This window comes from Streptomyces sp. NPDC030840 (genome assembly GCF_055572015.1).
The window spans coordinates 266,196-292,946 of sequence record NZ_JBVIEE010000008.1 but is presented as its reverse complement, the minus strand read 5'-3'; the positions used below and the strand labels follow the sequence as shown (position 1 = coordinate 292,946).

Annotated in this window: 24 protein-coding genes and 1 pseudogene; 12 read left to right on the top strand and 13 right to left on the bottom strand. The window is 72.5% G+C overall.

The window, feature by feature from the left end; all coding sequences use genetic code 11:
- Position 1: 1 nt before the first annotated feature.
- Both ACZ49J_RS20115 and ACZ49J_RS20110 read right to left on the bottom strand, forming a co-directional pair.
- A complete protein-coding gene (locus tag ACZ49J_RS20115) occupies positions 2 to 562 on the bottom strand; it encodes a hypothetical protein (protein ID WP_467449657.1) in 561 nt (186 codons plus the stop codon).
- Positions 563 to 660: 98 nt separating this feature from the next.
- The gene (locus ACZ49J_RS20110) at positions 661 to 1,446 is read right to left on the bottom strand and encodes a glutamate racemase (protein ID WP_467449656.1); all 786 of its coding nucleotides are present in this window, start codon (positions 1,444 to 1,446) and stop codon (positions 661 to 663) included.
- Between the two features lie 58 nt (positions 1,447 to 1,504).
- Between ACZ49J_RS20110 and ACZ49J_RS20105 the strand changes: the two genes are divergently transcribed.
- Positions 1,505 to 2,674, top strand: coding sequence for a glycosyltransferase (locus ACZ49J_RS20105; RefSeq protein WP_467449655.1), 1,170 nt, complete (start codon positions 1,505 to 1,507; stop codon positions 2,672 to 2,674).
- A gap of 37 nt (positions 2,675 to 2,711) precedes the next feature.
- On the opposite strand, the gene ACZ49J_RS20100 is transcribed toward ACZ49J_RS20105, so the two are convergent.
- On the bottom strand, positions 2,712 to 3,989 hold the full coding sequence (locus tag ACZ49J_RS20100) for a TerD family protein (RefSeq protein ID WP_467449653.1): 1,278 nt from the start codon (positions 3,987 to 3,989) through the stop codon (positions 2,712 to 2,714).
- A gap of 294 nt (positions 3,990 to 4,283) precedes the next feature.
- On the opposite strand from ACZ49J_RS20100, the gene ACZ49J_RS20095 reads away from it, so the two are divergent.
- The 4 genes from ACZ49J_RS20095 to ACZ49J_RS20080 all read left to right on the top strand — a co-directional run bounded on the left by ACZ49J_RS20095 (position 4,284) and on the right by ACZ49J_RS20080 (position 8,943).
- A complete protein-coding gene (locus tag ACZ49J_RS20095; protein ID WP_467449652.1) occupies positions 4,284 to 4,724 on the top strand; it encodes a DUF6643 family protein in 441 nt (146 codons plus the stop codon).
- Between the two features lie 45 nt (positions 4,725 to 4,769).
- A complete protein-coding gene (locus tag ACZ49J_RS20090) occupies positions 4,770 to 5,594 on the top strand; it encodes an MOSC domain-containing protein (protein ID WP_467449651.1) in 825 nt (274 codons plus the stop codon).
- 196 nt (positions 5,595 to 5,790) lie between these two features.
- Positions 5,791 to 6,396, top strand: coding sequence for an Rv1733c family protein (locus ACZ49J_RS20085; RefSeq protein WP_467449649.1), 606 nt, complete (start codon positions 5,791 to 5,793; stop codon positions 6,394 to 6,396).
- Positions 6,397 to 6,504: 108 nt separating this feature from the next.
- Complete coding sequence (locus ACZ49J_RS20080; protein ID WP_467449647.1) at positions 6,505 to 8,943, top strand: right-handed parallel beta-helix repeat-containing protein; 2,439 nt, start codon at positions 6,505 to 6,507, stop codon at positions 8,941 to 8,943.
- A gap of 67 nt (positions 8,944 to 9,010) precedes the next feature.
- Here the strand turns inward: ACZ49J_RS20080 and ACZ49J_RS20075 are convergent, their stop codons facing one another.
- Positions 9,011 to 11,281: a hypothetical protein gene (locus ACZ49J_RS20075; protein ID WP_467449781.1), complete on the bottom strand. Its 2,271-nt coding sequence runs from the start codon at positions 11,279 to 11,281 to the stop codon at positions 9,011 to 9,013.
- 407 nt (positions 11,282 to 11,688) lie between these two features.
- On the opposite strand from ACZ49J_RS20075, the gene ACZ49J_RS20070 reads away from it, so the two are divergent.
- Both ACZ49J_RS20070 and ACZ49J_RS20065 read left to right on the top strand, forming a co-directional pair.
- Entirely contained in the window at positions 11,689 to 12,522 is an 834-nt protein-coding gene (locus tag ACZ49J_RS20070; protein ID WP_467449646.1) for a DeoR/GlpR family DNA-binding transcription regulator, read from the top strand.
- A gap of 80 nt (positions 12,523 to 12,602) precedes the next feature.
- The gene (locus ACZ49J_RS20065) at positions 12,603 to 13,076 is read left to right on the top strand and encodes an SRPBCC family protein (RefSeq protein ID WP_467449644.1); all 474 of its coding nucleotides are present in this window, start codon (positions 12,603 to 12,605) and stop codon (positions 13,074 to 13,076) included.
- A gap of 129 nt (positions 13,077 to 13,205) precedes the next feature.
- Here the strand turns inward: ACZ49J_RS20065 and cds1 are convergent.
- Positions 13,206 to 14,336, bottom strand: a pseudogene (gene cds1 / locus ACZ49J_RS20060) (L-cysteine desulfhydrase Cds1); the annotation flags it as partial.
- A 350-nt stretch (positions 14,337 to 14,686) separates the two neighbouring features.
- Here cds1 and ACZ49J_RS20055 point away from each other — a divergent pair.
- A complete protein-coding gene (locus ACZ49J_RS20055; RefSeq protein ID WP_467449642.1) occupies positions 14,687 to 15,010 on the top strand; it encodes a hypothetical protein in 324 nt (107 codons plus the stop codon).
- A 248-nt stretch (positions 15,011 to 15,258) separates the two neighbouring features.
- Entirely contained in the window at positions 15,259 to 15,765 is a 507-nt protein-coding gene (locus tag ACZ49J_RS20050) for an ATP-binding protein (RefSeq protein WP_467449641.1), read from the top strand.
- Between the two features lie 134 nt (positions 15,766 to 15,899).
- On the opposite strand, the gene ACZ49J_RS20045 is transcribed toward ACZ49J_RS20050, so the two are convergent.
- The 3 genes from ACZ49J_RS20045 to ACZ49J_RS20035 all read right to left on the bottom strand — a co-directional run bounded on the left by ACZ49J_RS20045 (position 15,900) and on the right by ACZ49J_RS20035 (position 18,547).
- Complete coding sequence (locus ACZ49J_RS20045) at positions 15,900 to 16,178, bottom strand: SHOCT domain-containing protein (protein ID WP_467449640.1); 279 nt, start codon at positions 16,176 to 16,178, stop codon at positions 15,900 to 15,902.
- A 262-nt stretch (positions 16,179 to 16,440) separates the two neighbouring features.
- A complete protein-coding gene (locus tag ACZ49J_RS20040; protein ID WP_467449638.1) occupies positions 16,441 to 17,682 on the bottom strand; it encodes an ROK family protein in 1,242 nt (413 codons plus the stop codon).
- Positions 17,683 to 17,881: 199 nt separating this feature from the next.
- Positions 17,882 to 18,547: an alpha-ketoglutarate-dependent dioxygenase AlkB family protein gene (locus tag ACZ49J_RS20035; protein WP_467449637.1), complete on the bottom strand. Its 666-nt coding sequence runs from the start codon at positions 18,545 to 18,547 to the stop codon at positions 17,882 to 17,884.
- Between the two features lie 76 nt (positions 18,548 to 18,623).
- On the opposite strand from ACZ49J_RS20035, the gene ACZ49J_RS20030 reads away from it, so the two are divergent.
- Positions 18,624 to 19,784: a methyltransferase gene (locus tag ACZ49J_RS20030; RefSeq protein WP_467449635.1), complete on the top strand. Its 1,161-nt coding sequence runs from the start codon at positions 18,624 to 18,626 to the stop codon at positions 19,782 to 19,784.
- A 34-nt stretch (positions 19,785 to 19,818) separates the two neighbouring features.
- On the opposite strand, the gene ACZ49J_RS20025 is transcribed toward ACZ49J_RS20030, so the two are convergent.
- Genes ACZ49J_RS20025 through ACZ49J_RS20015 form a run of 3 tightly spaced genes read right to left on the bottom strand, consistent with a single transcriptional unit; the run spans position 19,819 to position 22,405 of the window.
- Entirely contained in the window at positions 19,819 to 20,589 is a 771-nt protein-coding gene (locus tag ACZ49J_RS20025; RefSeq protein ID WP_467449634.1) for an AraC family transcriptional regulator, read from the bottom strand.
- Positions 20,590 to 20,614: 25 nt separating this feature from the next.
- Positions 20,615 to 21,502, bottom strand: coding sequence for a class II fructose-bisphosphate aldolase (locus ACZ49J_RS20020; protein ID WP_467449632.1), 888 nt, complete (start codon positions 21,500 to 21,502; stop codon positions 20,615 to 20,617).
- A gap of 12 nt (positions 21,503 to 21,514) precedes the next feature.
- On the bottom strand, positions 21,515 to 22,405 hold the full coding sequence (locus ACZ49J_RS20015; RefSeq protein WP_467449631.1) for an SIS domain-containing protein: 891 nt from the start codon (positions 22,403 to 22,405) through the stop codon (positions 21,515 to 21,517).
- Between the two features lie 122 nt (positions 22,406 to 22,527).
- Here ACZ49J_RS20015 and ACZ49J_RS20010 point away from each other — a divergent pair, with 122 nt between their 5' ends.
- Complete coding sequence (locus ACZ49J_RS20010; RefSeq protein ID WP_467449629.1) at positions 22,528 to 23,307, top strand: DeoR/GlpR family DNA-binding transcription regulator; 780 nt, start codon at positions 22,528 to 22,530, stop codon at positions 23,305 to 23,307.
- A 68-nt stretch (positions 23,308 to 23,375) separates the two neighbouring features.
- Here ACZ49J_RS20010 and ACZ49J_RS20005 read toward each other — a convergent pair whose 3' ends face one another.
- Both ACZ49J_RS20005 and ACZ49J_RS20000 read right to left on the bottom strand, forming a co-directional pair.
- Positions 23,376 to 24,053, bottom strand: coding sequence for a lytic polysaccharide monooxygenase auxiliary activity family 9 protein (locus ACZ49J_RS20005; RefSeq protein WP_467449627.1), 678 nt, complete (start codon positions 24,051 to 24,053; stop codon positions 23,376 to 23,378).
- A 190-nt stretch (positions 24,054 to 24,243) separates the two neighbouring features.
- Positions 24,244 to 25,245, bottom strand: coding sequence for an Lrp/AsnC family transcriptional regulator (locus tag ACZ49J_RS20000; protein WP_467449626.1), 1,002 nt, complete (start codon positions 25,243 to 25,245; stop codon positions 24,244 to 24,246).
- 172 nt (positions 25,246 to 25,417) lie between these two features.
- Here ACZ49J_RS20000 and ACZ49J_RS19995 point away from each other — a divergent pair, with 172 nt between their 5' ends.
- Positions 25,418 to 26,740 carry an Nramp family divalent metal transporter gene (locus tag ACZ49J_RS19995; protein ID WP_467449624.1) on the top strand — a complete coding sequence of 441 codons (1,323 nt, stop codon included), beginning with the start codon at positions 25,418 to 25,420 and terminating at the stop codon, positions 26,738 to 26,740.
- Positions 26,741 to 26,751 lie beyond the last annotated feature (11 nt).

Below are 26,751 nucleotides of genomic sequence, written 5' to 3'. Positions count from 1 at the left end.
GTCAGCGCCCCGCCCGGGACGATGCCGGGCGCAGCCGCTCGCGGATGACCCGTACGGCCGACTCCGCGTCGTCCACCGTGATCGTGAACGTGTGTCCGTCCCACAGGCGCAGCACGACGCCCTCGCCGCGCCGTACGACGACGGCGGTGCCCTTCTCGGGCCGCCAGCGGTAGCCCCAGCCTCCCCAGTGGCGCGGCGTGACCCGCGGCGCGAAGTCGGCGCCGGCCACCTGCGAGAGGGGGATGCGGCGGCGCGGCAGACCCATGTGGCCGCAGCGCACTTCGAGGTAGTCCTGGTCGACCTTCACGGCCACGTGCACGAACGCCAGCGTGCCGAAGAGGACCAGCAGCCCCGCCGCGATGCAGCCGACGACCGACATGGCGAGCGGGGCGACGCCCGACGTCCACGCCGAGTCCACCGCCAGTTCGATGCCGAGCGCCATACAGGCGCACCCGCCGAGCGCCAGCAGCCACTGGACGCGGTTGGTCGCGCGCCCGGTCCATACTTCGGGACGGTCGGAACCCTCGGGGGTACCGCCTTCGCCGTGGGGGTGGTCCCTCATGCCATTGAGACTACTCAGGTTCCGCTGTGCGGGCAGCGGACTGCGGAGCGTCACTGCTCCACGCGGGCAGCGCGAGCCCCGCGCACCTTGGCCGGACCTCAGCGCGCGGGGGTCACCGCCTGGAGGAAGCGGCCCTCCTCGTACGCCAGCGCGGCCGGGGGAAGCCGCTCCTCTCGTCCGCTGAGAATGACGGTGAGGGTGCCCTCGTCAGGTGCCTGCGGTGCGGGCAGTTCGTTGATCCGGCGCAGGGCCTGCGCGGCGACGGCGACGGCCGAGCCGTGCAGGACGAGCGGCGGCAGACCCGGCTGCTGCACCGCGGCGCGGATGCGTTCGGCGACCAGTTCGTAATGGGTGCAGCCCAGGACGACGGTCGTTACATCGGCCGGGGTGTTCTCCGCGGCCTCAAAGATCGCGGCGTCGATGGCCGCGTCGTCCGCGTACTGCACCGCCTCGGCCAGCCCCGGGCAGGCGACCTCCGTGACGCTCACCCCGTCGGCGAAGTCACGGATGAGGCCGCGCTGATAGGGGCTTCCGGTGGTGGCGGGGGTGGCCCAGATGGCGACGGGCCCGCCTCCGGCGGCGGCGGGCTTGATCGCCGGCACGGTGCCGATCACCGGTAGGCCCGGTTCGAGCCGGGCGCGCAGAGTGGGCAGGGCGTGCACGGAAGCGGTGTTGCAGGCGACGATCAGCGCGTCGGGGTGGTGCGCGGCGGCCGCTTCGGCGACGGCGAGCGAGCGGGTCCTGATGTCCTCGGGGGTGCGCGGCCCCCACGGCATGCCGTCGGGGTCCGAGGAGAGGACGAGATCGGCGTCGGGTCGCAGTCGGCGTACGGCGGCGGCCGCCGCCAGCAGTCCGATTCCGGTGTCCATGAGCGCGATCTTCACCCGGGCACCTTACCGGATCGCCCCGAACGGGCTGACGTGGTGGGGCAGACTGCGAGGCGTGAGTGCCGTCGTGTGGACCGCTGCCGGATCACTGGCCGCCTGGCTGTGGCTGCTCCTTGGCCAGGGATTCTTCTGGCGCACGGATGTGCGCCTGCCTCCGCGCAAGGAGCCGGCAGCGTGGCCGTCGGTCTGCGTCGTCGTCCCCGCGCGGGACGAGGCGGCCGTCCTTCCCGAGAGCCTGCCCACCCTGCTGAGGCAGGACTATCCGGGGCACGCGGAGGTCTTCCTCGTCGACGACGGCAGTACGGACGGCACCGGGGACCTGGCCCGCGACCTCGCGCGGCGGCACGGCGGGCTGCCGCTGACCGTCTCCTCTCCGGGTGAGCCGCCGGCGGGCTGGACCGGCAAGCTCTGGGCCGTACGGCACGGCATCGAGCTCGCACGCGCGCGTGGACCCGAGTTCCTGTTGCTGACGGACGCCGACATCGCACACGGCCCGGACAGCCTGCGGGAGCTGGCGGCGGCGGCGCGCACGGGCGGCTTCGACCTGGTGTCGCAGATGGCCCGGCTGCGGGCGGAGAGCGTGTGGGAGCGGCTCGTAGTGCCGGCCTTCGTCTACTTCTTCGGGCAGCTCTATCCGTTCCGCCGGGTCGGCGTGCGGGGCTCGGGGACGGCGGCCGCGGCCGGTGGGTGCGTGCTGCTGCGGACCGCGGCCGCGGAGCGCGCCGGTGTCCCGGACTCCATCCGGCAGGCCGTCATCGACGACGTGGCGCTGGCGAGGGCGGTCAAGACGAGCGGCGGCCACATCTGGCTGGGGCTGGCGGAGCGCGTGGACAGTGTGCGCCCGTATCCGCGGCTGTCCGACCTGTGGCGCATGGTCTCGCGCAGCGCCTACGCCCAGCTGCGGCACAACCCGCTGCTGTTGTTCGGCACGGTGATCGGTCTCGCAGTGGTCTACCTGGTGCCACCGGTGGCGTTCGCCGTGGGCCTGGTCACGGGGAGCACGGCGGCAGCGGTCACCGCAGGACTCGCGTGGCTGCTGATGACGGCGACGTACGTGCCGATGCTCCGCTACTACCGGCAGCCGCTCGCACTGGCTCCTCTGCTGCCGTTCACCGCTTTGCTGTACCTCTTCATGACGGTCGATTCGGCGGTGCGGCACTACCGGGGGCGGGGCGCGGCCTGGAAGGGGCGCACGTACGCGCGTCCCGCTCCCGAGCAGCGGTGACCGGCGCTTCCCGGCGCGCTGTCACTTCGGTGCGGTGTCACTTCCTGCCCGGGGTCCAGTTCATGCCCCACCCGTAGGCGTGGTCGACCGTGCGCTGCGGGCTGACCCCGCGCTCGGGGACCAGATAGCGGGCCTCGCGCTGGACGACCAGGTCGCCGTCGTGGTGGGTGATGAGGGCGAGTGCGCACACCGTGGAGGGGACCGTGCACTCGTCCAGCGAGAAGTCGACGGCCGCGCCGTGCTGCGGCTGGAGGGTGACCGTCGCGTGCAGGTCGGCGAAGGAGCGGGCGCCTTCGTAGATGGTCACGAAGATGAGGACGCGCCGGAAGGCGTCCTTGTGGTCGAGGTTGACGGTGAGGTTCTCGCCGCTGGTGGCCGCTCCCGTGCGGTCGTCGCCGTCGAGGTGGATGTACGGCGGGCGGTGGAGTGAGCCGAAGGCGTTGCCGAGCGACTGGACGACGCCCTTGCTGCCGTCGGACAGCTCGTACAGGGCGCACAGGTCCAGGTCGAGATCCGCGTGCACGGCGACGGGGCGGCCCAGTTTGGCGGCCCACCCGGTGAACTGCTTGCGCACCTGCCAGTTCAGGTTCACGCGCAGGGCACCCGACGTGCCGCCCTGCTTGGTCAGGGAGACGGCCGGGGCCTCCTTCGTCAGGGTGACCTTGGTCAGCCGGACCGGTGCCGCGGGCGCGGCGGGCGGCGGTGGGGCGGTCACCGGGACAGGCGGGGCGACGGGAGGCGGCGCCGGGGCGGGCGCATGGGCGGGAGCCGCAGGTGGCGTCGCGTGTTGCGGTTCGTCCACGGTGATGCCGAAGTCTGTCGCCAGTCCTTCGAGCCCGCTGCTGTACCCCTGCCCGACGGCGCGGAACTTCCAGGCGCCCTGGCGGCGGTAGAGCTCGCCCAGGACGAACGCGGTCTCCACGCTCGCGTCGGCGCTGTCGTAGCGCGCGACCTCGGTGCCGTCGCGGTCGTCGACCACGCGGACGTACAGGCCCGGCACCTGTCCGAAGGAGCCGCCGTCCGCCGAGGCCGCGAGCACGACGGTCTCGATGGAGGGCTCCATGCGCGGGAGGTCGACGAGCAGCGTGTCGGTCACCTGGCCGTCCGTGGTGCGCTTGCCCTCGTGCCGGACCGCGCCGGAGGAGTGCGCGGGTTGGTTGTAGAAGACGAAGTCCGCGTCGGAGCGCACCCTTCCGGAGACCAGCAGGAGCGCCGAGGCGTCCGCGTCGGGCGTGCCCGGGCCGGCGCGCCAGCCGAGTTCGACGCGCAGCGCGGCCGTCGGCACCGCGACATTCGATCCCTTGGGCATTGACATGTTCGCCCCCATGCTCACGTGCTCACCGCCGGGCCACGCCCAGGGCCGTTCGATCCGTTCGCGGCCAACCTATTCCCCAGGGGCTGTCAACCCCCAGGCGCCGAACACGAGGACGAGGGAGCCGACCCGCCGGTAACCCTCCCGGAACTCGGCTTTTACAAAAAAGTCGGACTCGAGTTCGTCCCTTTTTCGTCGAGTTCGCTCACATTGGGGGCCCGGCGTCACCGCAGACACGGAAAACAACCCTCTTATCGGTCTCCCCAACCAGCACATCGTGGGCTTAACTTATGTGCCATGACCTCCCCCCGCTCCACCTATGGCGGCGGTTACTACTCCGCCTCGTCCTTCGCGGACACGCCCATCTACGACCGCCTCGTGGCGGAGCGGGGCACCCCGCAGATCGCACCGATCCGGGTCCCCGCGATGTACGACACGCCGGGCGGCAACCTGCCCGCGCTGCCGTCGGCACTCCCCGCGCTGCCGGCCGGACCGTCGCAGTCGGCGCCCTCGTACGGCTATCCGCCGGCCCAGCAGCCCTCGCCGCTGCAGCAGGCTCCCGCGGCCTACATCCCGCAACAGGCCTCGGCCCCGCGGGGATACCCGGGTGTCCAGCCGCAGCAGCCGCGTCCGGCGGCGAACGGCACGGGCTACGAGGCGATGCGCCCCGCGTCCCCGCGGCCGGCCCAGGCTCCCTATCAGGACCCGTACAACGGGCAGCAGTACCGCGGATACTGAGGCGCTCCGCGTGGGGTTGTCGTCGCCTGCTGGCAGGATGGCCCCATGGGGAATCCGTCGCTGCGCTCGATTCATGTCCACCCGCTGAAGGCGGCCCGGGGCGTCACGCCCGACGAGGCCGTGGTGGAACCCTGGGGGCTGGCAGGGGACCGGCGTTGGGCGCTGGTCGACGAGGCGGGCAAGGTCATCACGCAACGCCCGCATCCGCGCATGGCGCTGGCCGCCGCCGAGCCGCTGCCCGGCGGCGGCCTCGTGCTGTCGGCGCCCGGCCGCGAGCCCCTGGCCGTCACGGTGCCCGTGCCGTCCGGCACGACGACGGTGGAGATCTGGCGGGACAAGGTGGAGGGGGTCCTCGCCGACTCCGCGGCGCACGCCTGGTTCAGCGACTACCTGGGGATCGACGTGCGTCTCGTACACCTCGACGACCCGGCCACCCGCCGCCCCGTCGATCCGGAGTACGCGCGTCCCGGTGAGACCGTCAGCTTCGCCGACGGGTATCCGCTGCTGCTCACCACGCTGGCCTCGCTGGACGCCCTCAACTCCCTCGTCGCGCGCGGCGACCACCCCGAGGAGGGGCCGCTGCCGATGAACCGGTTCCGGCCGAACGTGGTGGTGGCGGGCACCGACGCCTGGGCCGAGGACGACTGGCGGCGGATCGCCATCGGCGACGTCACCTTCCGGGTGGCCAAGATGTGCGGGCGGTGCGTGGTGACCACCACAGACCAGGAGACCGCCGGGCGCGGCCGGGAGCCGCTGCGCACCCTCGGCCGGCACCGCCGCTTCGGCGACAAACTGGTCTTCGGCCAGAACCTGGTACCGGAATCGGTCGGTACGATCCGGTCCGGCGATCCCGTGCGCGTTCTCGCATAGCCGGGCCGGACAGCAGGTTTCCGGTCCGTAGAATCACCCCGCGGTGGGAACACACGCCGGGGCCGTACTCGTTGGGTCCTGATGAGAAGTTCATGAGAGGCCGCTGGGAAGGGTGATTTCGCTCTCTCTTCGCCGGGCCCGCGCGTGGACGGCTCCAGCCGGGGTTATCACGGACGCGGAAAGGGGGTGCGGGACGGTGCGAGCTATCGGCGGACTCTGGCGCTGGCGGCACAATCCGCTGCGCCGCACGACGGATCTGGTCGAGGCCTGGCTGGCCCTCGCCGCCCTCGTGCTGATCCTCGTGGCCGCGCCGGTGATCGGTGCCGTCGTCGGGTCCGCCGCGCAGGACGCCCTGCAGCAGTCCGTGAAGGAACAGCGCCAGGCCCGGCACGAGGTGACGGGCACCGTCGTCAAGAAGGCCGACAACTCCCCGCTGGACCCTGATCCGGAGACCGCGACCGCCCGTGACCGCAGCAGCCGTGTGATCGCCGACTGGACCGCGCCGGACGGCACCCGGCGGCACGGCATGGTGCTGGCGAACCTCAAGGACCCGCGCCCCGGCGACCACTTCAAGCTGTGGACCGACCCGCAGGGCCGCATAGTGGGCCGCCCGCTGGACTCCGCCACGGCGGCGACGCACGCCGTGCTGGCCGGTTTCGGCTCCGCGGTGCTGGCCGCGGGAGTCGTGGAGGGCGCCAGGCGTCTGATCGTCTGGCGCATGGTCCGCCGCAGGTACGCCCGTTGGGACCAGGCATGGGACAAGGCGGGCCCGGACTGGGGCAGGACGGGCACCGGCAGCTGACGGCCTTGCGGCTCTGGTCAACCGCCCGTCCCCGCGCACGCTACGGTGGACCGGCCGAACTGTTCGGCTGACGAACCGCGTTCAACGAGGTGGGGGCACAGCATCGCCATGGCACAGGGCACGGTCCAGGTGACGCACACCGGCACATCGCGGTGGCGGCGCCGCACGGGTGAGTACGCTTCGCTCGCCGCGGCCCTGGAGGCCGCGAGCGACGGCGACGTGCTGACCGTCGCTCCCGGTACCTACCGGGAGAACCTCGTGCTGCAGCGGTCCGTGACACTGCGCGGCCCCGAAGGCTCCCCGGGCTCCGTGCGCATCGCCCCGCTCGACGGCGTGCCGCTGACCGTGCGGGCCTCCGCCGTGGTGCAGGACCTGCACGTGGAGGGCCAGGACTCGGCCGCGCCCGCCCTGCTCGTCGAGAGCGGCGTGCCGGAGCTCCTCGACGTGCGGATCGTGACGCGGTCCGCGGCCGGCATCGAGGTGCGCGGCGACGCACGGCCGACGGTGCGCCGCTGCACGGTCGACAACCCGGCCGGGATCGGGATCGCCGTCGTGGACGGCGGCAGCGGGGTGTTCGAGGAGTGCGAGGTCGTGGCAGCCGGGCAGGCGGCCGTGGCCGTCCGCGGCGGCGCCCACCCACGCTTCGAGCGCTGCCGGATGCACCACGCCTCCGGTGTGGGCCTGTCCGCGACCGGTGAGAACTCCTCGCTGGAAGCCGTCGGCTGCGAGGTGTACGAGGTCCGGGGCTCCGGTGTGCAGATCACCGGGCGCGCCACGGCACACCTCACCGACTGCGAGGTGCACCGGACCAGCGCGGACGGGGTCACCCTGGACACGGACGCCGTGCTCACGCTCGCGGACTGCCGCATCCACGACATCCCGGAGAACGCGGTGGACCTCCGCTCCCGCTCCGTCCTCACGCTGACGCGCACGACAGTACGGCGGTTCGGACGCAACGGCCTGTCGGTGTGGGACCCGGGCACGCGCGTGGACGCGAACCAGTGCGAGATCTTCGACAGCACGGGCGACTATCCGGCGGTCTGGGTGAGCGACGGCGCGACGGCCGTGCTGGAGTCGTGCCGCGTGCACGACGTGCCCGACGCGCTGTTCGTCCTGGACCGAGGCTCGCGCGCCGACGTCGTCGACAGCGACCTCTCGCAGGTTCGCAACACGGCCGTGTCCGTCAGCGACGGTGCGACCGCGCAGCTCGACGACTGCCGGATCAGGGATGCCGCGACCGGCGCCTGGTTCCGGGACCACGGCAGCGGCGGCACCCTGTCCGGCTGCACCGTGGACGGCACGCAGACAGGCGTGATCGTCACCAAGGGCGCCGACCCCACCATCGAGCGCTGCACGGTCACCTCGCCCGCGGAGGCCGGCTTCTACGTCTCGGCCGAGGGCCGCGGCAGCTTCGTGGGCTGCCGGGTGACGGGCAGCGGCGGCTACGGCTTCCATGTGATCGACGGCTGCCGTACGACGCTGCGCAGGTGCCGTACGGAGCGCTGCGCGCGCGGGGGTTACGAGTTCGCGGACGGCGGCCCCGGCGACACGGGCGGCGGCCCCCTGGTCGAGGACTGCACCAGCGACGAGAGCGCCGGGGTGCGGCCACCGGCGGCGCGGGAGACCGCGGTGCAGACCGCGAGTCAGTCACACGGACTACTGGGGTCGATCCCCGGCCAGCGCGCCACCGAGCAGGAGCCGGTCGTCACGGCCGCTCCGCAGGCCGAGCAGCCCTCGCGGACCTCGCAGGACGTGCTGGGCGAACTCGACGCGCTGGTGGGCCTGGACAGCGTCAAGCGCGAGGTGCGCGCCCTCACCGACATGATCGAGGTGGGCCGGCGCCGTCAGCAGGCGGGCCTCAAGGCGGCCTCCGTCCGGCGCCACCTGGTCTTCACCGGCTCCCCGGGCACCGGCAAGACGACGGTCGCCCGCCTGTACGGCGAGATCCTGGCCTCCCTGGGCGTCCTGGAGAAGGGCCACCTCGTCGAGGTGTCCCGGGTCGACCTGGTCGGCGAGCACATCGGGTCCACGGCGATCCGCACCCAGGAGGCGTTCGACCGGGCGCGCGGCGGGGTGCTGTTCATCGACGAGGCGTACGCGCTGTCGCCGGAGGACTCGGGCCGCGACTTCGGCCGCGAGGCCATCGACACCCTGGTGAAGCTGATGGAGGACCACCGGGACGCGGTGGTGGTGATCGTCGCGGGTTACACGGCCGAGATGGAACGGTTCCTTCAGGTCAACCCCGGTGTGGCGTCCCGCTTCTCGCGGACCATCCGGTTCGGCGACTACGGTCCGGAGGAGCTGCTGCGGATCGTGGAGCAGCAGGCCGAGGAGCACGAGTACCGGCTCGCCCCGGGCGCCTCCGAGTCCCTGCTGAAGTACTTCACGGCGATCCCGAAGGGGCCCACGTTCGGCAACGGCCGCACGGCGCGGCAGACCTTCGAGGCGATGGTCGAGCGCCACGCCGGCCGTGTCGCGCAGTTCCCCGAGCCGAGCACGGACGACCTGACGCTGCTCTACTCGGAGGACCTGCCGGAGCTTCCGTGACAGTGCGGGCAGGACGGACCATCCCGCGCTGGTCCGGGCGGGTGGGGCCGCCCGGGCGCCGGTGGGCTCACTCCCCGTCGCGCGGGACCGGCACCTCCGGACCGATGCGGTCCAGCAGCCGCTTGCGTTCCTCCGCGAAGGCCGGATCGGCCTGGTAGTCGGAGTGGCCGAGGATCGGGGCCGGCAGCGGTTGGGCCGGCGTGCGGCCGTAGGCGAGAGGATCCCTGAGCGGCTCGGCGTCGACCCCGGGGCCGCAGCCACCGGGCAGGCGCACCGGGCCCCCGATGGGGTCGGTCGGGCGGTACAGGTTGCGCCAGCAGTCCACCTCGCGGTGGAGGGAGCCGAGGGCGTGCGGGCCGAAGTGGGCCGGGAACCAGCGTCCGTACAGCCGCTCCAGCGGTGAGCCGTAGGTGAGCAGCGCGACCCGCCCCCGCACCGACGGTGTCAGCTGCCAGGCGGCGGCCGCCGCGAGGACGCTGCCCTGGGAATGCCCGGAGAGCACGAGCCGCCCGCCGGTGGCCCCTGTCCACGTCGCCATGCGCCAGGTCAGGTCGGGCACGGCACGCTCGGCGTAGCAGGGCGGTGCGAAGGGATGGGCGGCGCGCGGCCAGAACGTGCCGACGTCCCAGAGGATGCCGATGGTGCGGCGCGCGGAGGCGTCCTTGTAGGCGCGGCGGCCGGACGCCACGAAGAGGACGAATCCGAAGCCGATCAGCCAGGACCCGAGAGCCTGCGCGGTGTCGGCCGCACCCGCCACGAAGGGGGGCGCGCCGCGCGCTGCCTCGCCCGGAACCTTCTGAGTGATCGTGGCGCCCACCAGAGCGCCGATGCCCAGGAGCAGTGTGACGGCCGAGATGACGCCGACCACGCGGGGAGCCCGGTCGGTGAGGGCGGCCATGGCGCGCGTCCCGGCGATGCGGCGGGTGCGGGCCGTGTCCTGGCGCTCCTGCTCCTCGTCCACCCACTCGGCCGGCTCCTCCTGCGCCGACCGCCTGTGGGCCTCCTTCAGCTCGTACTCCCGCTCCACCGCCGCCAGTTCGCCGCGCCGCAGCACCCATGTGCGCCACGCCAGCCAACCGACGAGCAACAGTACGACCACCAGGAGGGGCGGAATGACGGACGCCTGCCAGGTCAGCAGCACGGGAGGGCCGAGCATCGAGTCGCCGGTGCCGTTCAGCCAGTCGGCGACGCGCTGGGCCACCCCGCCGGACATCACTCCGCCGAGCGCGCAGGCGAGCATGGCGACGGCGGGCCCCGCCAGGCCGCGCATCGCGGTGCGCGCGTCGGGGTGGGAGCGGTACAGGACGTGGGCGACGGCGGCGAGCACGACGACGAGAACCCCCTGCGTGAGGGCGATCCCGCCGAACGTCATGTCACCCGGCAGCCGCCCCTGCGACCGCCACCCGGGGCGCGACCAGCCCGCGTACACCATGGCGAGGGCGAGCAGGACGAGCGAACCCACGGGCAGCCATCGCACCAGGGTCCTGTCGAGCTCCCTGTCGAGGCGGTTCTCGCTGCGGCCCCGTCGGCACACCACCCACACCACGACGACGGCGCCCGCCAGGAGCAGCCCGTCCAGCAGCAGGCCCAGCCCCTCCAGCAGGGCGGAGCCGCCGGGCCGGCGGTCGTAGCGGGCCGCGGAGGTGCCGACGGCCGCGGCGACCGTCAGGAAGCCCGCCGCGGTGTGCGCGGCGCGCAGCCGGGCGACCAGACGACGCCCGTACCAGAAGCCGGGGCGGCCGAGCGCGGTGCGGTCGGCCGTGGTGTCGTCGTCGGGTTCGGCCCGGTGGTTCATCGGCCTCTGGGACTCGTACGCGATCCATGTGCGGTGGGACAGGTACCACAGCAGCCCGGTGAGCGCGGTGGGTACCAGGGAGGCCAGGGCGAGGCGACGGCCGGGCGGGCTCCACCAGCCGTCGCCGGACACCTCGGGCGACAGGAAGCCGAGCCATGTGTGGTCCTCGGCGCACGCGGGAGTGCCCGCGCACTGCCAGGCGGTCAGGTCGAGGGCCACCTCACAGGCGGCGGCGACGAGCAGCACGGTCAGGGTCAGCCCGGCGAGCCGGACGAGCAGGCCGTACAGACGGACCGTCCGCCGCCGGCCCCTGGTCGCGGGGCGCATCCAGTGGGCCAGGTTGACGACCATGAACGGCAGGAGCAGCAGCCACAGGGCGCGGGAGCCGTTTCCGGAGGTCAGGTTGCACCAGACGTACGCCTCGGGCACGGGCTTGCCGCGGTAGTCCTCGGGGCGGTCCTCCGCGTCGGCGTCGTCGACGCGCCGGAAGACGGCGGCGGTCCGGTCGCCGGTGATCCGGACTGTCCGCGGATCGTTCAGCATCTCCTCGGGTGTGGTGCCGCCCACGCCGTGCACCAGCAGTTCGAGGGCCGCTCCGGCCGGTGCGGGCGACCGGTCCGGTCCATCCTGCTCTCCCGTCGGGGCATGCTCGGTCGCACTCGCCACTGTTCTGCCTTTCCCCCGTGATGACGCCCATGGCAGGTGTGATGTGCAGGCACATGATCTCCGCTCCGGGCCCGGTCTACACCCCTCGACACCGAATCTCCCCCGATCCGGGACAGAACCGAGGTTCCGAGGCGAACCGTGTGACGTGTCCACGTAGTAACCGGCAGGGACGCCTCCGGTGCCGGGGCGTGCGAGTATGGGACGTCCTCGGGACCGGGGACGGGGAGAATGTGCTCGTCGGAGGGGGTATGGAGGCGTGATGGGGCGAATGGACCGGAGCGGGCGTGAGTGAGAACCAGAACCTCCTCGCGGAGCAGCGCCGCGCCCTGATCCTCGACGAGGTGCGGCGGCGCGGCGGGGTACGGGTCAACGAGCTGACGCGCAAGCTCGGCGTGTCCGACATGACGGTGCGCCGGGACCTCGACGCGCTGGCCCGTCAGGGCGCGGTGGAGAAGGTGCACGGCGGCGCGGTGCCGGTGGCCGAGGCGAGCACACACGAGCCGGGCTTCGAGGCCAAGTCCGGGCTGGAACTGACCGCCAAGGAGGACATCGCCCGGGCCGCGGCAGAGCTGGTCGCGCCGGGGACGGCGATCGCGCTGTCCGGGGGTACGACGACGTTCGCGCTGGCGCACCGGCTGCTGGACGTGCCGGACCTGACCGTGGTCACCAACTCCGTGCGTGTGGCCGATGTCTTCCATGCCTCGCAGCGCAGCTCGGGTCAGCGGCAGGGTGCGGCCACCGTCGTGCTGACCGGTGGGGTGCGGACTCCTTCGGACTCGCTCGTGGGTCCCGTGGCGGACCAGGCGATCGCCGCGCTCCACTTCGACGTGCTGTTCCTGGGGGTGCACGGGATATCGGTCGAGGCCGGCCTGTCGACACCGAACCTGGCGGAGGCCGAGACGAACCGGCGGCTCGTGCAGTCCGCACGGCGTGTCGTCGTGGTGGCCGACCACACCAAGTGGGGCACGGTGGGGCTGAGTTCCTTCGCGTCCCTGGATCAGGTCGACACCCTGGTCACCGACGCCGGGCTGCCGGCCGCGGCGCGGGCGGAGATCTCGGAGCACCTCAGGCGGCTCGTGGTCGCGGGGGAGCCCGGGGAGGACGGTACAGACATCTGACGGTCCGCCAGCTATGGTGACGCTGCTCGGTCGACCGCCCTGCCGTCCGGGGCGGCCCGTTCCATGAGGGGGTCACGTCCATGGTGCGCCGTCTGCGTCCGGTCGGGCTCGACTTCGTCGGGACCGCACCCGTGCGGTTCGTGTTCTCACGTGAGATGTCCGCGCCTCCGGACGCGGTGTTCCGGGCCATGGCCGAGGACGTGCCGGGCTGGCGCGAGTGGTTCACGGGCGTTGCGTACGCCCGTCCGGTCGGGGACGGTACCCGGCGCGAGGTCCGGCTGAGGGGTGGGGCCCGCTTCCTGGAGACGATCGTCGCGGCGGAGCCCTCCGGGGTGTACGCGTACCGGGTGGACGAGGCGAATGTGCCGGGGGTGGGGGCGTTGCTGGAGGAGTGGCGGCTTGCCCCTGCCGGGGAGGGGACGCGGGTTCGGTGGAGCTGGGGGGCTGATGGGTCCGTGGCGTTTCGGTTTGCCTTGAGGCTTGCTCGGCCGGGGCTGCAACGGGCGTTTCGTGATTCGGTCACCGCGTTGGATCGGCGGTTGGCGGTGAGGTAGCTACGGCTACTGGGGAGCCACGGGCCGTTCGTGACTGGTCGCGCCCACGCGGCGGAGCCGCATATTCGATACAGCCCCGCGCCCCTCAAGGGACGCGGTACCGCGCCCGGAAGCAGGCAAGCCGCCCTGGTCCGGCCACTCCCCCGTCTCCAGCAAGGACTCGATCGCCATCGCGTACGGCCTGATGTCCAGCCCCTGCTCCTCCAGCCACGCGTCCGAGTAGTACTTGTCCAGGTAGCGGTCGCCCGGGTCGCAGAGCAGTGTCACCACACTCCCCCGGCGTCCCTCGGCCACCATCTCCGCCACGATCTTCAGGGCGCTCCACAGTCCGGTGCCCGTGGAGCCGCCCGCCTTGCGGCCGATGGCCGCCTCCAGGGCCCGTACGGCCGCGACACTCGCCGCGTCCGGGACCTTCATCATCCGGTCGATGGCGCCGGGGACGAAACTGGGCTCCATGCGCGGGCGGCCGATGCCCTCGATGCGGGAGCCGCAGTCGCAGGTGACGTCGGGGTCGCTGGTCGTCCAGCCCTCGAAGAAGCAGGAGTTCTCCGGGTCGGCGACGCAGACGCGGGTGTCGTACTGCATGTAGTGGACGTAGCGCGCGATGGTCGCCGAGGTGCCGCCGGTGCCGGCGGTGGCGACGATCCACGCGGGCTCGGGGAAGCGCTCCAACTCCAGCTGGCGGAAGATGGATTCGGCGATGTTGTTGTTGCCCCGCCAGTCGGTGGCCCGTTCGGCGTAGGTGAACTGGTCCATGTAGTGGCCGCCGGTCTCGGCCGCGAGGGCGGCTGACGCCTCGTACATCTTCCGCGGGTCGTCCACGAAGTGACATCGTCCGCCGTGGAACTCGATCAGCCGGCACTTCTCGGCGCTGGTCGTGCGCGGCATGACGGCGACGAAGGGCACGCCGATGAGCTTCGCGAAGTACGCCTCGGATACGGCCGTCGAGCCGCTGGAGGCCTCGATCACCGGGCGGCCCGGCCGGATCCAGCCGTTGCACAGGCCGTAGAGGAAGAGGGAGCGGGCCAGACGGTGCTTGAGGCTGCCGGTGGGGTGGGTCGACTCGTCCTTCAGGTACAGGTCGATGCCCCACTGCTCAGGGAGGGGGAAGGAGAGCAGATGGGTGTCGGCCGAGCGCTGGGCGTCGGCCTGGACCTTGCGGACGGCCTCCTTGAGCCACGCCCGGTATTCCGCGTCGCTGTGGTCGACGTCGAGGGTGTCGAGGGGTGTACCGGTCAAGCTGGGGTGAGGGGTGCTCACGGCGGCTCCTTCCGCGTCTTACCGACTGCGGGTCGCACGGTCGGACGCCCTCGATCATAAACAGCGGGCGCACGCTTCTCACCTGCATAAACGCCCCTTTGAGCATCTCAAAGCGCCCCTGTGGCAGGCAGTGCGCGGGCGCACGGGGGCGCATGCTCCGAGTGCTCCCCCGGCCGCGCCCCCGCTGCGCCGTTGGCACTGGTGCTCGACGCCGTCGACGTGCAGACTGCACCGCAGGGGCCGAGACGCCCGGACGGGGATGCACACTCGAACGGGGCCCGCACACTGGATAACGAACCACGCGGGTTCATGACAGAGCAGAGCCGACGCGCACGAGGGGGCGGGGCAACATGGCGGAGCCGGAGTTCACGGCCACAGGAGTGCGGATCGGGAAGAGGCTGCGCTCGCTGACACGGGCCGGACAGGTGCGGATCAGGGACGGCAGGCTGCAGTTGCTGACGAGCTACGGCAGCGAGATCGACAGCGCGCCGGTGCAGGCGGTGCGCGCGTCGAAGCCCTGGTTCGCCCACGAGGACCGGGCGTTGGCCGATGTGAACGGCACGCGCTACACGCTGACCCTCGGTGAGACCGACCCCGCTCCGGGCAAGCCCGGGCCGCCCTCGGCCCGGCGGTTCATCGAGGCGGTACGCAAGGCCGCGGGACGCGGCGGCTGAGGAGCCGCGAGTTGCGGGATCGACCCTCCTGGGTCACGCTGATCTCACGTCACTCTGGGTTTACCGGCGATAACGCTGCGAACCAGCCGCCGGTCGCGACCGCGGGCGGCCGTCGTACGCAGCCACTCCGCGCCAAGAGAGGCGGCCGCAGAGCGCGGTCGCCCGCAGCAGGCGGCGACTGTCCCGCAGCCACCTCGCTGGATCCGTTCTCCGTCTTCTTCCGGACCTCAATTCGGGGAGTCGCAGCCGTGATCAGCAAGCCAAGCAGGCACTGCACGGTGGAGCTCCAAGCCCTGCCGTCGCGGATCGGCCAGGTCCGCAGAATCGTCTCTGCGCAACTGCGCTACTGGCATCTGGATTTCCTCATCGACCGGGCGGCACTCGGAGTGACCGAGCTGCTGACCAACGTCCACCGGCACGCCGAGCCGGACAAGCTGTGCACGGTGGAGATCGAACTGCTGCTCGACCGGCTGACGGTCTCGGTACGTGACAACGACCCGCGCCTGCCGGTGGTACAGGACGCCGAGCCCTCCGCCACCTGCGGCCGCGGCCTCGCGCTGGTCGCCGCGGTGAGCGAGAGCTGGGGCGCCCGGCCGCACGGCGAGTCGGGCAAGGTCGTGTGGTTCACCCTGCCGGCCCACTCCGACTCCGTCGCGGCGCCCAAGCGTTCGCGGTACGCCACGAGCCACCGGCCCCCCGCCCGACGGCGCAGCAGGGCCGAACACGCTCCCGCCCGGTCCGCCGTCGCAGGCTGACCGGGCGGTGAACGGGTGACCGCCGTCGTGCGTCCGACACGACGGCGGTCACCTTCACCTCTGTCGCCGGCGCACACGACGCCGGGCCGGCCGGCGAACGTGCGTGCCCCGGCGACGCGGTGCGCCAACGACGCTCACCCCTTTCCCGCACGGCCGAAGTGCTCGTCCAGGACGGACACCCGGCGCCAGTACTCCTCCTCGTCGATCTCACCGGAGGCGAACCGGCGGCCGAGGACGGCCATGGGCGAGTCGCCGGCCGGGCGGGAGTCGTTCGCCGGACGCCAGGGGCGTCGGCCGTGCCGGACGGTGCGGCGGAGGACGGCCACGGCGCCGACGGCGACAAGGGCCCAGACCAGCGGGAAGAACAGGAACCACGGGCCGGGCCCGCCGTCCCAGTGCGCGAGGGTCTGCATGCCGGACTCATCTCCTCAGGTCGCGTTTTCCGAGCTGTCTCGAGATTCGCGCCGGGAAGGGGGCCGGGTCGTCGTACGGCCGGCGGCAGTGCGTGTACCCCACGGGGAGTACGCGAGGGCCTCGCGGCCGCAGCGACACGCCCAGGCCGACAGAGACGCCATCCGGGTGCCGGACCGAAACTGCTGACCCCGGATCGCGGTGATCCGGGCGTCGTCCGGCGTGTGCTCCTCTGCGACGTGCCGCGTTTGTGTGTCTGGGTGCTCAGGCCAGTGCCGCGAGGGGGTCGTCGAGGACCGGCTGCCAGGCCAGCTCGGCGGCTCCCACGAGACTGTTGTGGTCCAGTGTGCAGGCCAGGATCGGTACGCCCCCGCTCTGTCCCCACAGACTCCGGTCGGCGACGACCGCGCGCAGCCGCTCGGGGTCGGCGTCGAGGAGCGTACGGTGCAGGCCGCCGAGGATGATGCGGTCCGGGTTGAGGATGTTGACCAGACCCGCGAGGCCCAGGCCCAGCCGGTCGATCAGCTCCTCGGTGGCCGTTCGGACGTGCGGGTCCGTGTACCGGGTGCGGATCAGGTCGTCGGCCTGCTTGAGCAGCGACACCTCGGGGCCGGGATCGCGGCCCGCCGCGGTGAGGAAGGCCAGCGGGTCCGCCTCCACGTCGAGGCAGCCGCGGCTGCCGCAGTGGCAGGGGCGGCCCTCGGGATTGACCGTGAGGTGGCCGACCTCCAGGGCGAGGCCCGAACTCCCCGAGTGCAGACGGCCGTCGAGCACGAGCGCGCCGCCCACGCCCCGGTGGCCGGTGGCCACGCACAGCAGGTCGCGGGAGCCGCGTCCCGCGCCGTGCCGGTGTTCGGCGAGCGCGGCGAGGTTGACGTCGTTGGCCGCGAACGCCGGTTGCTCGATCCCGGCCGCGCGCACCCGCTCGGCGAAGATCTCCCGGACGGGCGCGCCCGCGGGCCACGCGAGGTGCAGCGGGTTGAGAGCCAGCCCTTCCGGTTCGGCGACCGCCGACGGCACGGCGAGACCGGCGCCCACGCATCTGCGTCCGGTGTCGTGCAGCAGCTCGGCGCCGGCGTCGACGACCGAGCCGAGCACCTTCGCCGGGTCGGCGTCGACGGTCTCACAGCCGGGGGCCGTGGCGACGATCCGGCCGCCGAGGCCGACGAGCGCCGCGCGCCAGCCGTCGGCGTGGACCTGCGCGGCGAGCGCGACGGGTCCCTCTTCGGCGACCTCCAGCCGGTGCGAGGGGCGGCCCTGGGAGCCGGCGGCGGCGCCCGGGTGTGCGTCGACGCGGATGAGGCCGAGTGCTTCCAGTTCGGCGGCGACGGCGCCGGCGGTCGCACGGGTGACGCCGAGTTCGGCGGTGAGTACGGCTCGGGTGGGTGCCCGGCCGGTGTGCACGAGCTCCAGCGCCGGGCCGAGCGCGCCGCGCCCCCGGTCCAGTCGTGTGCGTGTGGTCCCTTCGCCCGTGCCCGTCGCCCTGGGGGCCGCCTTGCCGTCCATGAGGGCGAGTCTCCCATGATCGGTGCGTGGGGCGTGTCGGGTGCCGGACTGGGGGCGAGGGTTTTCGCCCCCGCCGCCCCTACCCGTCCCATCACCAGGGGCGCCGCCCCTTCGACCCCGCTTTCGGGGCTCCGCCCCGGGCCCCGTGTTCGGGGCCGGCCCCTTGCCCCCGCTCCTCAAACGCCGGAGGGGCTGTATTTCACGAAACGCCGCAGGTCCCGAAGCCGCTCACCCGCAGCGTGATGTTCAGGCGTCCCGCCAGTCCCAGGGCCTGCGGCGCCGTGGCCGGGTACACCCTCGGTACCCCGTGGTACGCGAGGCGCGACGTTCCGCCGAAGACGAAGAGGTCGCCGCTGCGGAGCTCGACGTCCGTGTACGGCCGGGACCGGGACTCGGTGTTGCCGAACCGGAAGACGCAGGTGTCACCGAGGCTCAACGACACCACCGGCGCGTCCGACTTCTCGTCGCTGTCGCGGTGCATGCCCATGCGTGCGTCGCCCTCGTAGAAGTTGATCAGGGCGATGTCGTACGGGCTTCGGGCCGCCTCGGGACCGAGCGCGTCCGCGACCGCGCTCCGGCCCAGCTCACCCAGCCACTCGGGGAACGGCTTGACCGGCGCGCCGTCGCCGTCGACGACCGTGCGGGCGTACGCGTACGGATACCAGTGCCAGCCGAGGCAGACCTGCCGGGCGGCCATCGTGCCTCCGCCGGGCGTGCGGACCGTACGGAGTCCGGCGGGCGGCCGGGCCCACTCGCGGCAGGCCTCCACGAGCCGTCGCTGGTGCTCCGCGTCCAGCCAGTCCGGGACGTGCACGGCGCCCGGCGCGATCTCCGTACGGCTCCGGGGGAACAGCTCGGCGTCCATGGGCCCATCATCACGCAGCCCACTGACAGGATCGGAGGAAAGCCGTGCGCCACGGCTCGGCTAGCCTGGGCTCACGATGAACGACCGTATGACCGCTCCCTGGGCCGAGTACGAACTGGCCCGCTTCCCCGAGGATCACCGCGACCGGCTGCGTGCCTGGGACGCGGCCGACGCGTATCTGCTGCGTCACCTCTCGGAGAGCGGGACACCGCTGACAGGGGCTGTCGTGGTGGTGGGCGACCGGTGGGGCGCCCTGGCCACGGCGCTGGCGGCGCACCGGCCGACGCAGATCACCGACTCGTTCCTGGCCCGGGAGGCGACCCGCGCGAACCTGGCCCGCAACGGCGTCGAGGAGGGGGCGGTACGGCTCCTGACCACCCGGGACACGCCTCCTGGTCGGATCGACGTGCTGCTCGTGCGGGTTCCCAAGAGCCTGGCGCTGCTGGAGGACCAGTTGCACCGGCTCGCGCCGGGCGTGCACGAGGGGACGGTCGTCGTCGGCACCGGCATGGTCAAGGAGATCCACACCTCGACGCTGAAGCTGTTCGAGCGGATCCTCGGCCCCACCCGCACTTCCCTCGCGCAGCAGAAGGCCCGGCTGATCCTCTGTGCCCCGGACCCGTCCCCCGCTCGGAAGCGGGGCGCCAACCCGTGGCCGTACTCCTACCAACTTCCTGGAGACACAGGTCTGTTGTCCGGCCGGACTGTCGTCAACCACGCGGGCGTCTTCTGCGCCGACCGGCTCGACATCGGCACTCGCTTCTTCCTCCGGCATCTGCCGCACGGCCGTGGCGCCGGGCGTGTCGTGGACCTGGGGTGCGGCAACGGGGTCGTCGGCACCGCGATGGCGCTGGGCGATCCGGAGGCCGAGGTGGTGTTCGTCGACGAGTCGTACCAGGCGGTGGCCTCGGCGGAGGCGACGTACGCGGCGAACGCCGGGGGCGAGGCCGGAGGGAAGGCGGAGTTCCTCGTCGGCGACGGGATGGAGGGCTTCGCGCCCGGCAGCGTCGACCTCGTGCTGAACAACCCGCCGTTCCACTCCCACCAGGCGACGACGGACGCCACGGCGTGGCGCATGTTCAAGGGCGCCCGGCGCGCGCTGCGGCCCGGCGGCGAGCTGTGGGTGATCGGCAACCGGCACCTCGGCTACCACGTGAAGCTGCGGCGGCTCTTCGGCAACAGTGAACTCGTCGGCAGTGACGCCAAGTTCGTGGTGCTGAAGGCGGTCAAACGGTAGGCGGGTCCCGACGGCGGTTCCGGCGGCGGTCACGTCAGGCGACGGTCCCCCGCAGGGCGCGCGGCGAGGCGCCCAGTTCGCGTCGGCAGGCCTTGTTGAAGGCCTGGAGGTCGGGGATGCCGACCGAGGCGGCCACGGCGGGGATCGAGAGGGTTGTGGCGCGGAGCAGGTGGCGGGCCCGGTCGAGTCTGCGGCGCCGGATGTAGCCGACGACCGTGTCGCCCGTCTCGGCGCGGAACAGCCGGGTGAGGTGGTTGTGGGACACGCCGGCCGCGCGGGCGATGTCGGGCACGGTGAGCGGGGCCGCCAGATGGGCCTCGATGTGGGCGATCGCCGTGGTGACGGCGGGGTGGGGGCCCGGCTGCGCGGCGGCCGGGGTGAGGTGGGCGACACGCCACAGGGCCGTCCAGATCTCGGCCCTGGCGCGCTCGGGGGTCTGGGCGGCCGAGGCCACGGCCTGGAGCAACAGGCCGGTGAGGGCGGGCAGTTCGGGTCCTGTGTCCTGCACGACGGGAACGGTGCGGGCGGGGCCGGCCGGTGTGAGGCGCAGGTGCGCGTAGAGGTGCTCCGAGCGGCCCTGGTAGCGGTAGCGGACCGTGGTGCCGGGCGGTACGAGACTGACCCGGCCGGGGCGGACGGGGTGTGCCGTGCCGTCGACGGTCAGTTCGGCGTCGTACTGGTAGAGGTGCAACTGCCACAGCCGCGGCAGCCGGAAGACGTCCGTGCGGCTCACGACGCCGTGCACGCCGACGCCGACGGCCGCGACGACGGGCGGCTCGCCGAGGTGGATCCGCGTCTCCCGCACGGGGAGAAATTACCAGCAGGGGATGTCAGGGGGCAGGCTGCGCGCACAGCACACCGATGAGCCGGGTCACCGTCTCCACCATGGCGTCCCGTCCCACGCGAAGGTACTTCCGGGGGTCAACGGCATCCGGGTGCGCGGTGAGAAAGTCCCGGACCGCGCCCGTCATCGCCACGTTGAGCGCCGTCCCGATGTTGACCTTGGCGATGCCGCCCGCGACGGCCGCCCGCAGTTCGCCGTCGGGGACGCCGGAGGAGCCGTGGAGGACGAGCGGCACGTCCAGGGCGGCGTGCAGACGCCCCAGCAGGGTGTGGTCGAGTGTGGCCGTGCGCGTGGTCATCGCGTGCACGCTGCCGATCGCCACGGCCAGGGCGTCCACGCCGGAGCCGGCGACGAAGGCGCGCGCCTCGTCGGGGTCGGTGCGGGCGCCGGGTGCGTGCGCGTCGAGCGCTGACGTCCCGGCCCCCGCCCCCGTCTGGCCGGAGTCCTTCCCGCCCACCCGGCCCAGCTCCGCCTCGATCCACAGTCCTTGCCCGTGCGCCCACTTCACAGCGGCCCGGGTCGCGGCCAGGTTCTGCGTGTACGGCAGGCGCGACGCGTCGTACATCACGGAGCTGAACCCGGCGTCGGCGGCCTGGCGCAGCAGGTCGTCGCTCTGCACGTGGTCGAGGTGGAGCGCCACGGGGACCTGTGCCCGTTCGGCGGCGGCGGTGGCGGCGCGGGCCAGGGGGAGCAGCCGTCCGCCGCGGAACGTGACCGCGTTCTCGCTGATCTGGAGGACCACGGGCGCTCCCGCGGACTCGGCGCCCGCGACGACGGCCTCGACGTGCTCCAGGGTGATGACGTTGAACGCGGGGACCGCGGTGCGGGCCGCGGCGGCCCGGGTGATCAGTTCGCCGGTCGTGGTGAGCGGCACGACTCCTCCTGTTCAGCGGGTGGTCGTGCCGAGGATCACCGAGCGGGTGAGGTGGCGCGGCTGGTCCGGGTCGAGTCCGCGGGCGGCGGCCACGGCCACCGCGAGCCGCTGGGCGCGGACGAGTCCGGCGAGCGGGTCGAGGCCGTCGGCCACCCACAAGCCGCCGGTGCCGCCCACCTGTCCGGCCAGCCCCTCCGGGGCCTCGCCGAGCATCCAGGTCGCGGTCCCCCGGGTGCTGATGCTGATGGGGCCGTGCCGGTACTCCATCGCCGGGTACGCCTCGGCCCACGCCAGTGAGGCCTCGCGCATCTTGAGCGCGGCCTCGTTCGCGAGCCCGACGGTCCAGCCGCGGCCCAGGAAGGTGAACTGCGTGCAGTCGACGAGGCCTTCGGGCAGCGGGGTGTCCAGCGCGGTGCGCGCGTCGGCGACGGCCGTGTCCGGGTGCAGGCCGAGGTGGACTCGCAGCAGGGTGAGGGCGGTGGTCGCGAACCGGGTCTGGACGACGGACCGTTCGTCGGCGAAGTCGAGTACGGCGAGGTCGTCGGCGGCCGTCGCCACGGGTGTGTCCTGATCCGCGGTGATCGCGACCGTTCGGGTGCGGCCACGCAGCCTGTCGAGGAGTTCGAGTACCTCGGTGGTGGTGCCGGAGCGGGTGAGGGCGACGACCCTGTCGTACGGGCGGCCGTAGGGGAACTCGGAGGCGGCGAAGGCGTCCGTCTCGCCCTGGCCTGCCCCCTCGCGCAGGGCCGCGGCCGCCTGCCCCATGAAGTACGAGGTCCCGCACCCCACGATCGCGACGCGCTCCCCCGGCGCGGGCAGCACTCCGCTGTGCCCCGCCGCCTCCTGCGCGGCGCGGGTCCAGCACTCGGGCTGGCTGGTCAGCTCGTCCTCGACATGGGTCATGCCGCACCCCTTCCCCGATGCTCGTTCCTGCAAAGTATCGCGAGCTTTCAATCATGCTCAAGCATCAGCCTGGGACATCAGTGCGCTAGGGTCGCCGGAAGACCGACGGACGGAGGGTGCGGATGTCGCGCGACGCCCGCTGGAAGGCACTGCTGGAACTGCTCGTCGAGCAGGGCAGGCTGGAGGTCGAGGAGGCGGCGGTCGCACTGGGCGTGTCGGCCGCGACGATCCGCCGCGACTTCGACCAGCTGGCGGAGCAGCAGATGCTGGTGCGCACCCGGGGCGGTGCGGTCGTGCACGGCGTGTCGTACGAGCTGCCGCTGCGCTACAAGACCGCCCGCCGCGCCTCCGAGAAGCAGCGCGTCGCGAAGGCGGTCGCGGGACTCGTCTCCCCCGGTCAGGCGGTGGGCCTGACCGGCGGCACGACCACCACGGAGGTCGCGCGCGCCCTGGCCGTACGCGCCGATCTCACCTCCGGGTCACCCGCGCTGACCATCGTCACCAACGCCCTCAACATCGCCAGCGAACTGGCCGTGCGCCCCCAGTTCAAGATCGTGCTGACGGGTGGTGTGGCGCGTCCGTCGTCGTACGAGCTCGTGGGACCGCTCGCGGACGGTGTGCTGAGCCAGATCACCATGGACGTGGCCGTCCTGGGCGTGGTCGCCTTCGACGTCACGCACGGCGCCGCGGCCCAGGACGAGGCCGAGGCCGCGATCAACCGTCTGCTGTGCGAGCGCGCCGAGCGTGTCGTCGTCGCCGCCGACTCCAGCAAGCTGGGCAAGCGTGCCTTCGCGTGGATCTGCGCCACCGACGTGGTGGACACGCTGGTCACGGACACGGCGGTGGACGAGGTGACGGTGCGGCGGTTCGAGGAGGCGGGGGTGCGGGTCCTGGCCGTCTGACGGCGGCCGGTTCCCGCCGGGCGCCGCGCGCCCGGCGGGAGTCGGTGGAATCGGTGGGAGTCGGTGGTTCAGCGGAAGGTCACGTCACTGCACAGGAAGTACGTCTGGTCCATGTGCGACGCCTGCCAGATCGTGTAGACGACGTGACGGCCGGTCAGGCCCGAGGTCCGCACGTCGATCGAGTAGTTCTGGCTGGGCGCGTACTTGCCGGTGCGGGCGACCAGTTGGAGGTCGCTCCACTTCAGCGGCTGCCTGGTGGGGTCATACCCCTGGCGGGTGACGTAGACCAGGAAGTAGTCCGCGCCGTGGCTTGCCTGGTCGTACAGCTTCACGGTGAAGTTGCCGCCGATGTCCGTCGTCTTCCAGGCGCCCACGGCGTCCAGGGAGTTGTAACGCCCGCCTTCGGTCCGGCCGCCACTGCACAGCTGGCCGTCGGGGACGACCGCCGGGAAGTTGCCGGCCGAGCCGTTGCGGTACAGGCCGTTCCAGTTCCACATGGCGTTCGGGTTGTCCCGCCACGCCTGCCAGCACATCGGATCCTGCTGCTCCATGGCCGGGTTCTGGAAGTCGTTGCCCCACCGCAGCCAGCAGCCGTAGTTGCGGGACGCCGGGTCGACGACCGACCCGTGGGCTGAGGCGGTGCCGCTCCACGGGATCAGGCAGAGCAGGACCGCTCCGAGCACGCCGAGGAGAAGGGCCGGCCGGGACGGGCCCCGCCCTATTTTATCATGTACATGACAATTCATCGCGCCTTCCTTCGCATGTGGGGATGCGGGTGCGTTCGCTTGTGGGGGTGCGGGTGCGCCAGGCATGGGAGCGCTCCCACTTTTCGTTTCAGAGTCCGCCGTGGAAGGGAGCGCCGCAACGTCCGATTGCGCCACTTCCTGGCCCTCGGCGGCGCGTTCGATGCGTTCGGGCACCCCGTTCCGCCGCCCGTCATCCCCGCAGCCACGGCGCCAGCATGCCGCCGCGCTTCAGTGAGGTGAGGACCATCGACACGTCCACGGACGCCACGTCCGTCAGCCAGGGGGCCCGTGTGACGAAGTCGTGGAGGGCCGACTCGTCGGGGAAGGCCGTCAGGACCAGGAGCTGGCGTTCGCCGGTGAGGAAGCTGACGTAGCGGACGTGGGCGGACTCGCACAGTGCCGTCGCCACCGCCTCGGCCCGGGAGGGGGTGGCGCGCACCCGTAGCACCGCCTCCACCGGGAGCCCGAGCAGGGCGGGCTCGATCACGGCGCGGATCCTCACCCGTCCCTCCCGCCGGAGCACGCCCAGGCGGCGCCGTGCCGTGGCCTCGGAGACACCGGCGACCCGGGCGAGTTCCTCGTAGGTGCAGCGTCCGTCCTCGGCCAGGGCGTTAAGGAACAGCCGGTCGGGGCGGGAGAGTTCACGGGACGCGTCGACGTTCGGCAGGACGTCACCCGCGGCGAGGTCCGCAGCCACCGGGTCCCCGTCGGCGAGCGCGGCGACCTGCTCGGCGGTGAGCAGGCCCGCGTGCCACTCGCGGATCGTGCGCACATGGCGCAGCACGGGAAACGTCAGGGTCTCCACCACACCCGGCAGGCCAGGCAGTTCGTCCATCACCAGGCCGGCGAGGCGGTCGCGCGGACCCCGGAGTTCGGCGACGCAGTCGAGGGTGCCGGTCAGCACGAGGGCGAAGACACAGTCGGGGCGGCGTGCCAGTGCGGTGGCGGTCACCCTCGCATGGCCGGGTGCGCAGCGCACGCCGACGAAGGTGCTGCGGCCGCGCACGGTCATCGCCCCGATCCGCACCAGCCCGGAGTCCAGGAGCCGGCTGCCCCGGCGGACGACGGTGCGTTCGGCCTCGCCGAGGGTCACGGCGATGCGGTGCCACGAGGCCCGCCCGTCGATCTGCAGGGCGCTGATGATGCGCCGGTCCAGCGAATCCGCCACAGGAGCGGTCTGCCGTGTGTCCATCGGCTTCAGCATATGGCTGATTCCGTCATCTCCGTCGGGAAACTTGTTCCCTTCCGTCACCATGCAGGACTCTGCCGTGAGTGTTCCGCACCCGCCGCAAGAGTCGCTCGTGCCGTACGAGCCGCACACCCACCCATGACTCCCGACTCCCGTAACTCCCCGATGTACGGAGATGGTTGACGTGACCACGACTCCAGGTAGTCCCCTACGGCAGCAAGCGACTCCCTCCACCGACGCCGCGGGCGCACCCGCCCGGCGCGGGCGACTGGCGCTCCTCGGCCCCGGCCTGGTGCTCGCGGCGGCGAGCGTCGGTGCCGGTGACATGGTGACGTCCCTGGCGGGCGCCGCCGGGTACGGCATGGGCCTGCTGTGGGCGATCCTCATCGGCGTCGTCCTGAAGTACGCGCTCACCGAGTCGGTGGGCCGGCTCTACATGGCGACCGGTCAGACCGTGATCGCGAGCCTGAAGTCGGTCGGCCGCTGGCTGCCGGTCGCGTTCTTCCTGTTCGTCCTGGTCATCGGGCTGCTCTACGGGGCGGCGCTGGGCTCGGTGGCGGCACTGGCGCTGTCCACGCTGTTCCCCGCACTGCCCGTCAGGCCGCTGGCCGTGGCGGTCGCGCTGGTGGCCGCGGCCATCGTGTACGTGGGGCGGTACGCGCTGTTCGAGCGGGTGATGAGCGTCTTCATGCTCGCCAAGTTCCTCGGCATGGTCGTCTTGGCGGTGGCCACGCTCGCCACCACCGACGACCCGGCCGGGCTGTTCTCCTCGCTCCGGCCGAGGCTGCCGGAGGGCGATCTCGTGACGGTGTTCGCCCTGATCGGCGGGGTGGGCGGCACGGCCGGGATCGCGTCGTACAGCTACTGGGTGCGGGAGAAGGGGTGGAGGCATCGGAGCCGACTGCCCGTCATGCGGGCCGACTCCGCGGTGAGTTACGCCGTCACCTTCCTCTTCGTGCTCTGCACGACGGTGGTGGGCACGGGTCTGCTGTTCGGCAGCGGCAGGACCATCACCGGCAACGAGGGACTGGCCGCGCTCGCCGATCCGCTGGGCGCGGACCTGGGGTCGGTGGCCCGTGTGCTGTTCCTGGGTACGTTCTTCCTGGTGACGCTGAGCGCGCTGGTCGGCGGGTTCAACGCGCTGTGCTATCTGCTGTCCGACTCCCTGCGGACGCTGCGCGGGGTTCCGGACGATCAGGCCGAGCCCCACATGGCGCAGCACAGCCGCCCCTTCCGGGTGTTCCTGCTCTACTGCGCGGCCGCCGCCGTCGCCGTCACCTTCGTGGGGCGGCCGGTGCCCCTGGTGCTGACGTACGCCGCCGTGGGCTCGCTGATCCTGCCGCTGCTGTCGGGGGCGCTGCTGGTGCTCCTCAACCGGCGGAGCGTCGAGCCGCCGTACCGCAACAAGACCACTGCGAACGTGCTGCTCTCCGGATCCTTCGTCCTGTTCGGAGTGCTCGCCGTCGTACAGCTCAAGGAAACGATGGGAGGGGCGTGAACCGCACCATC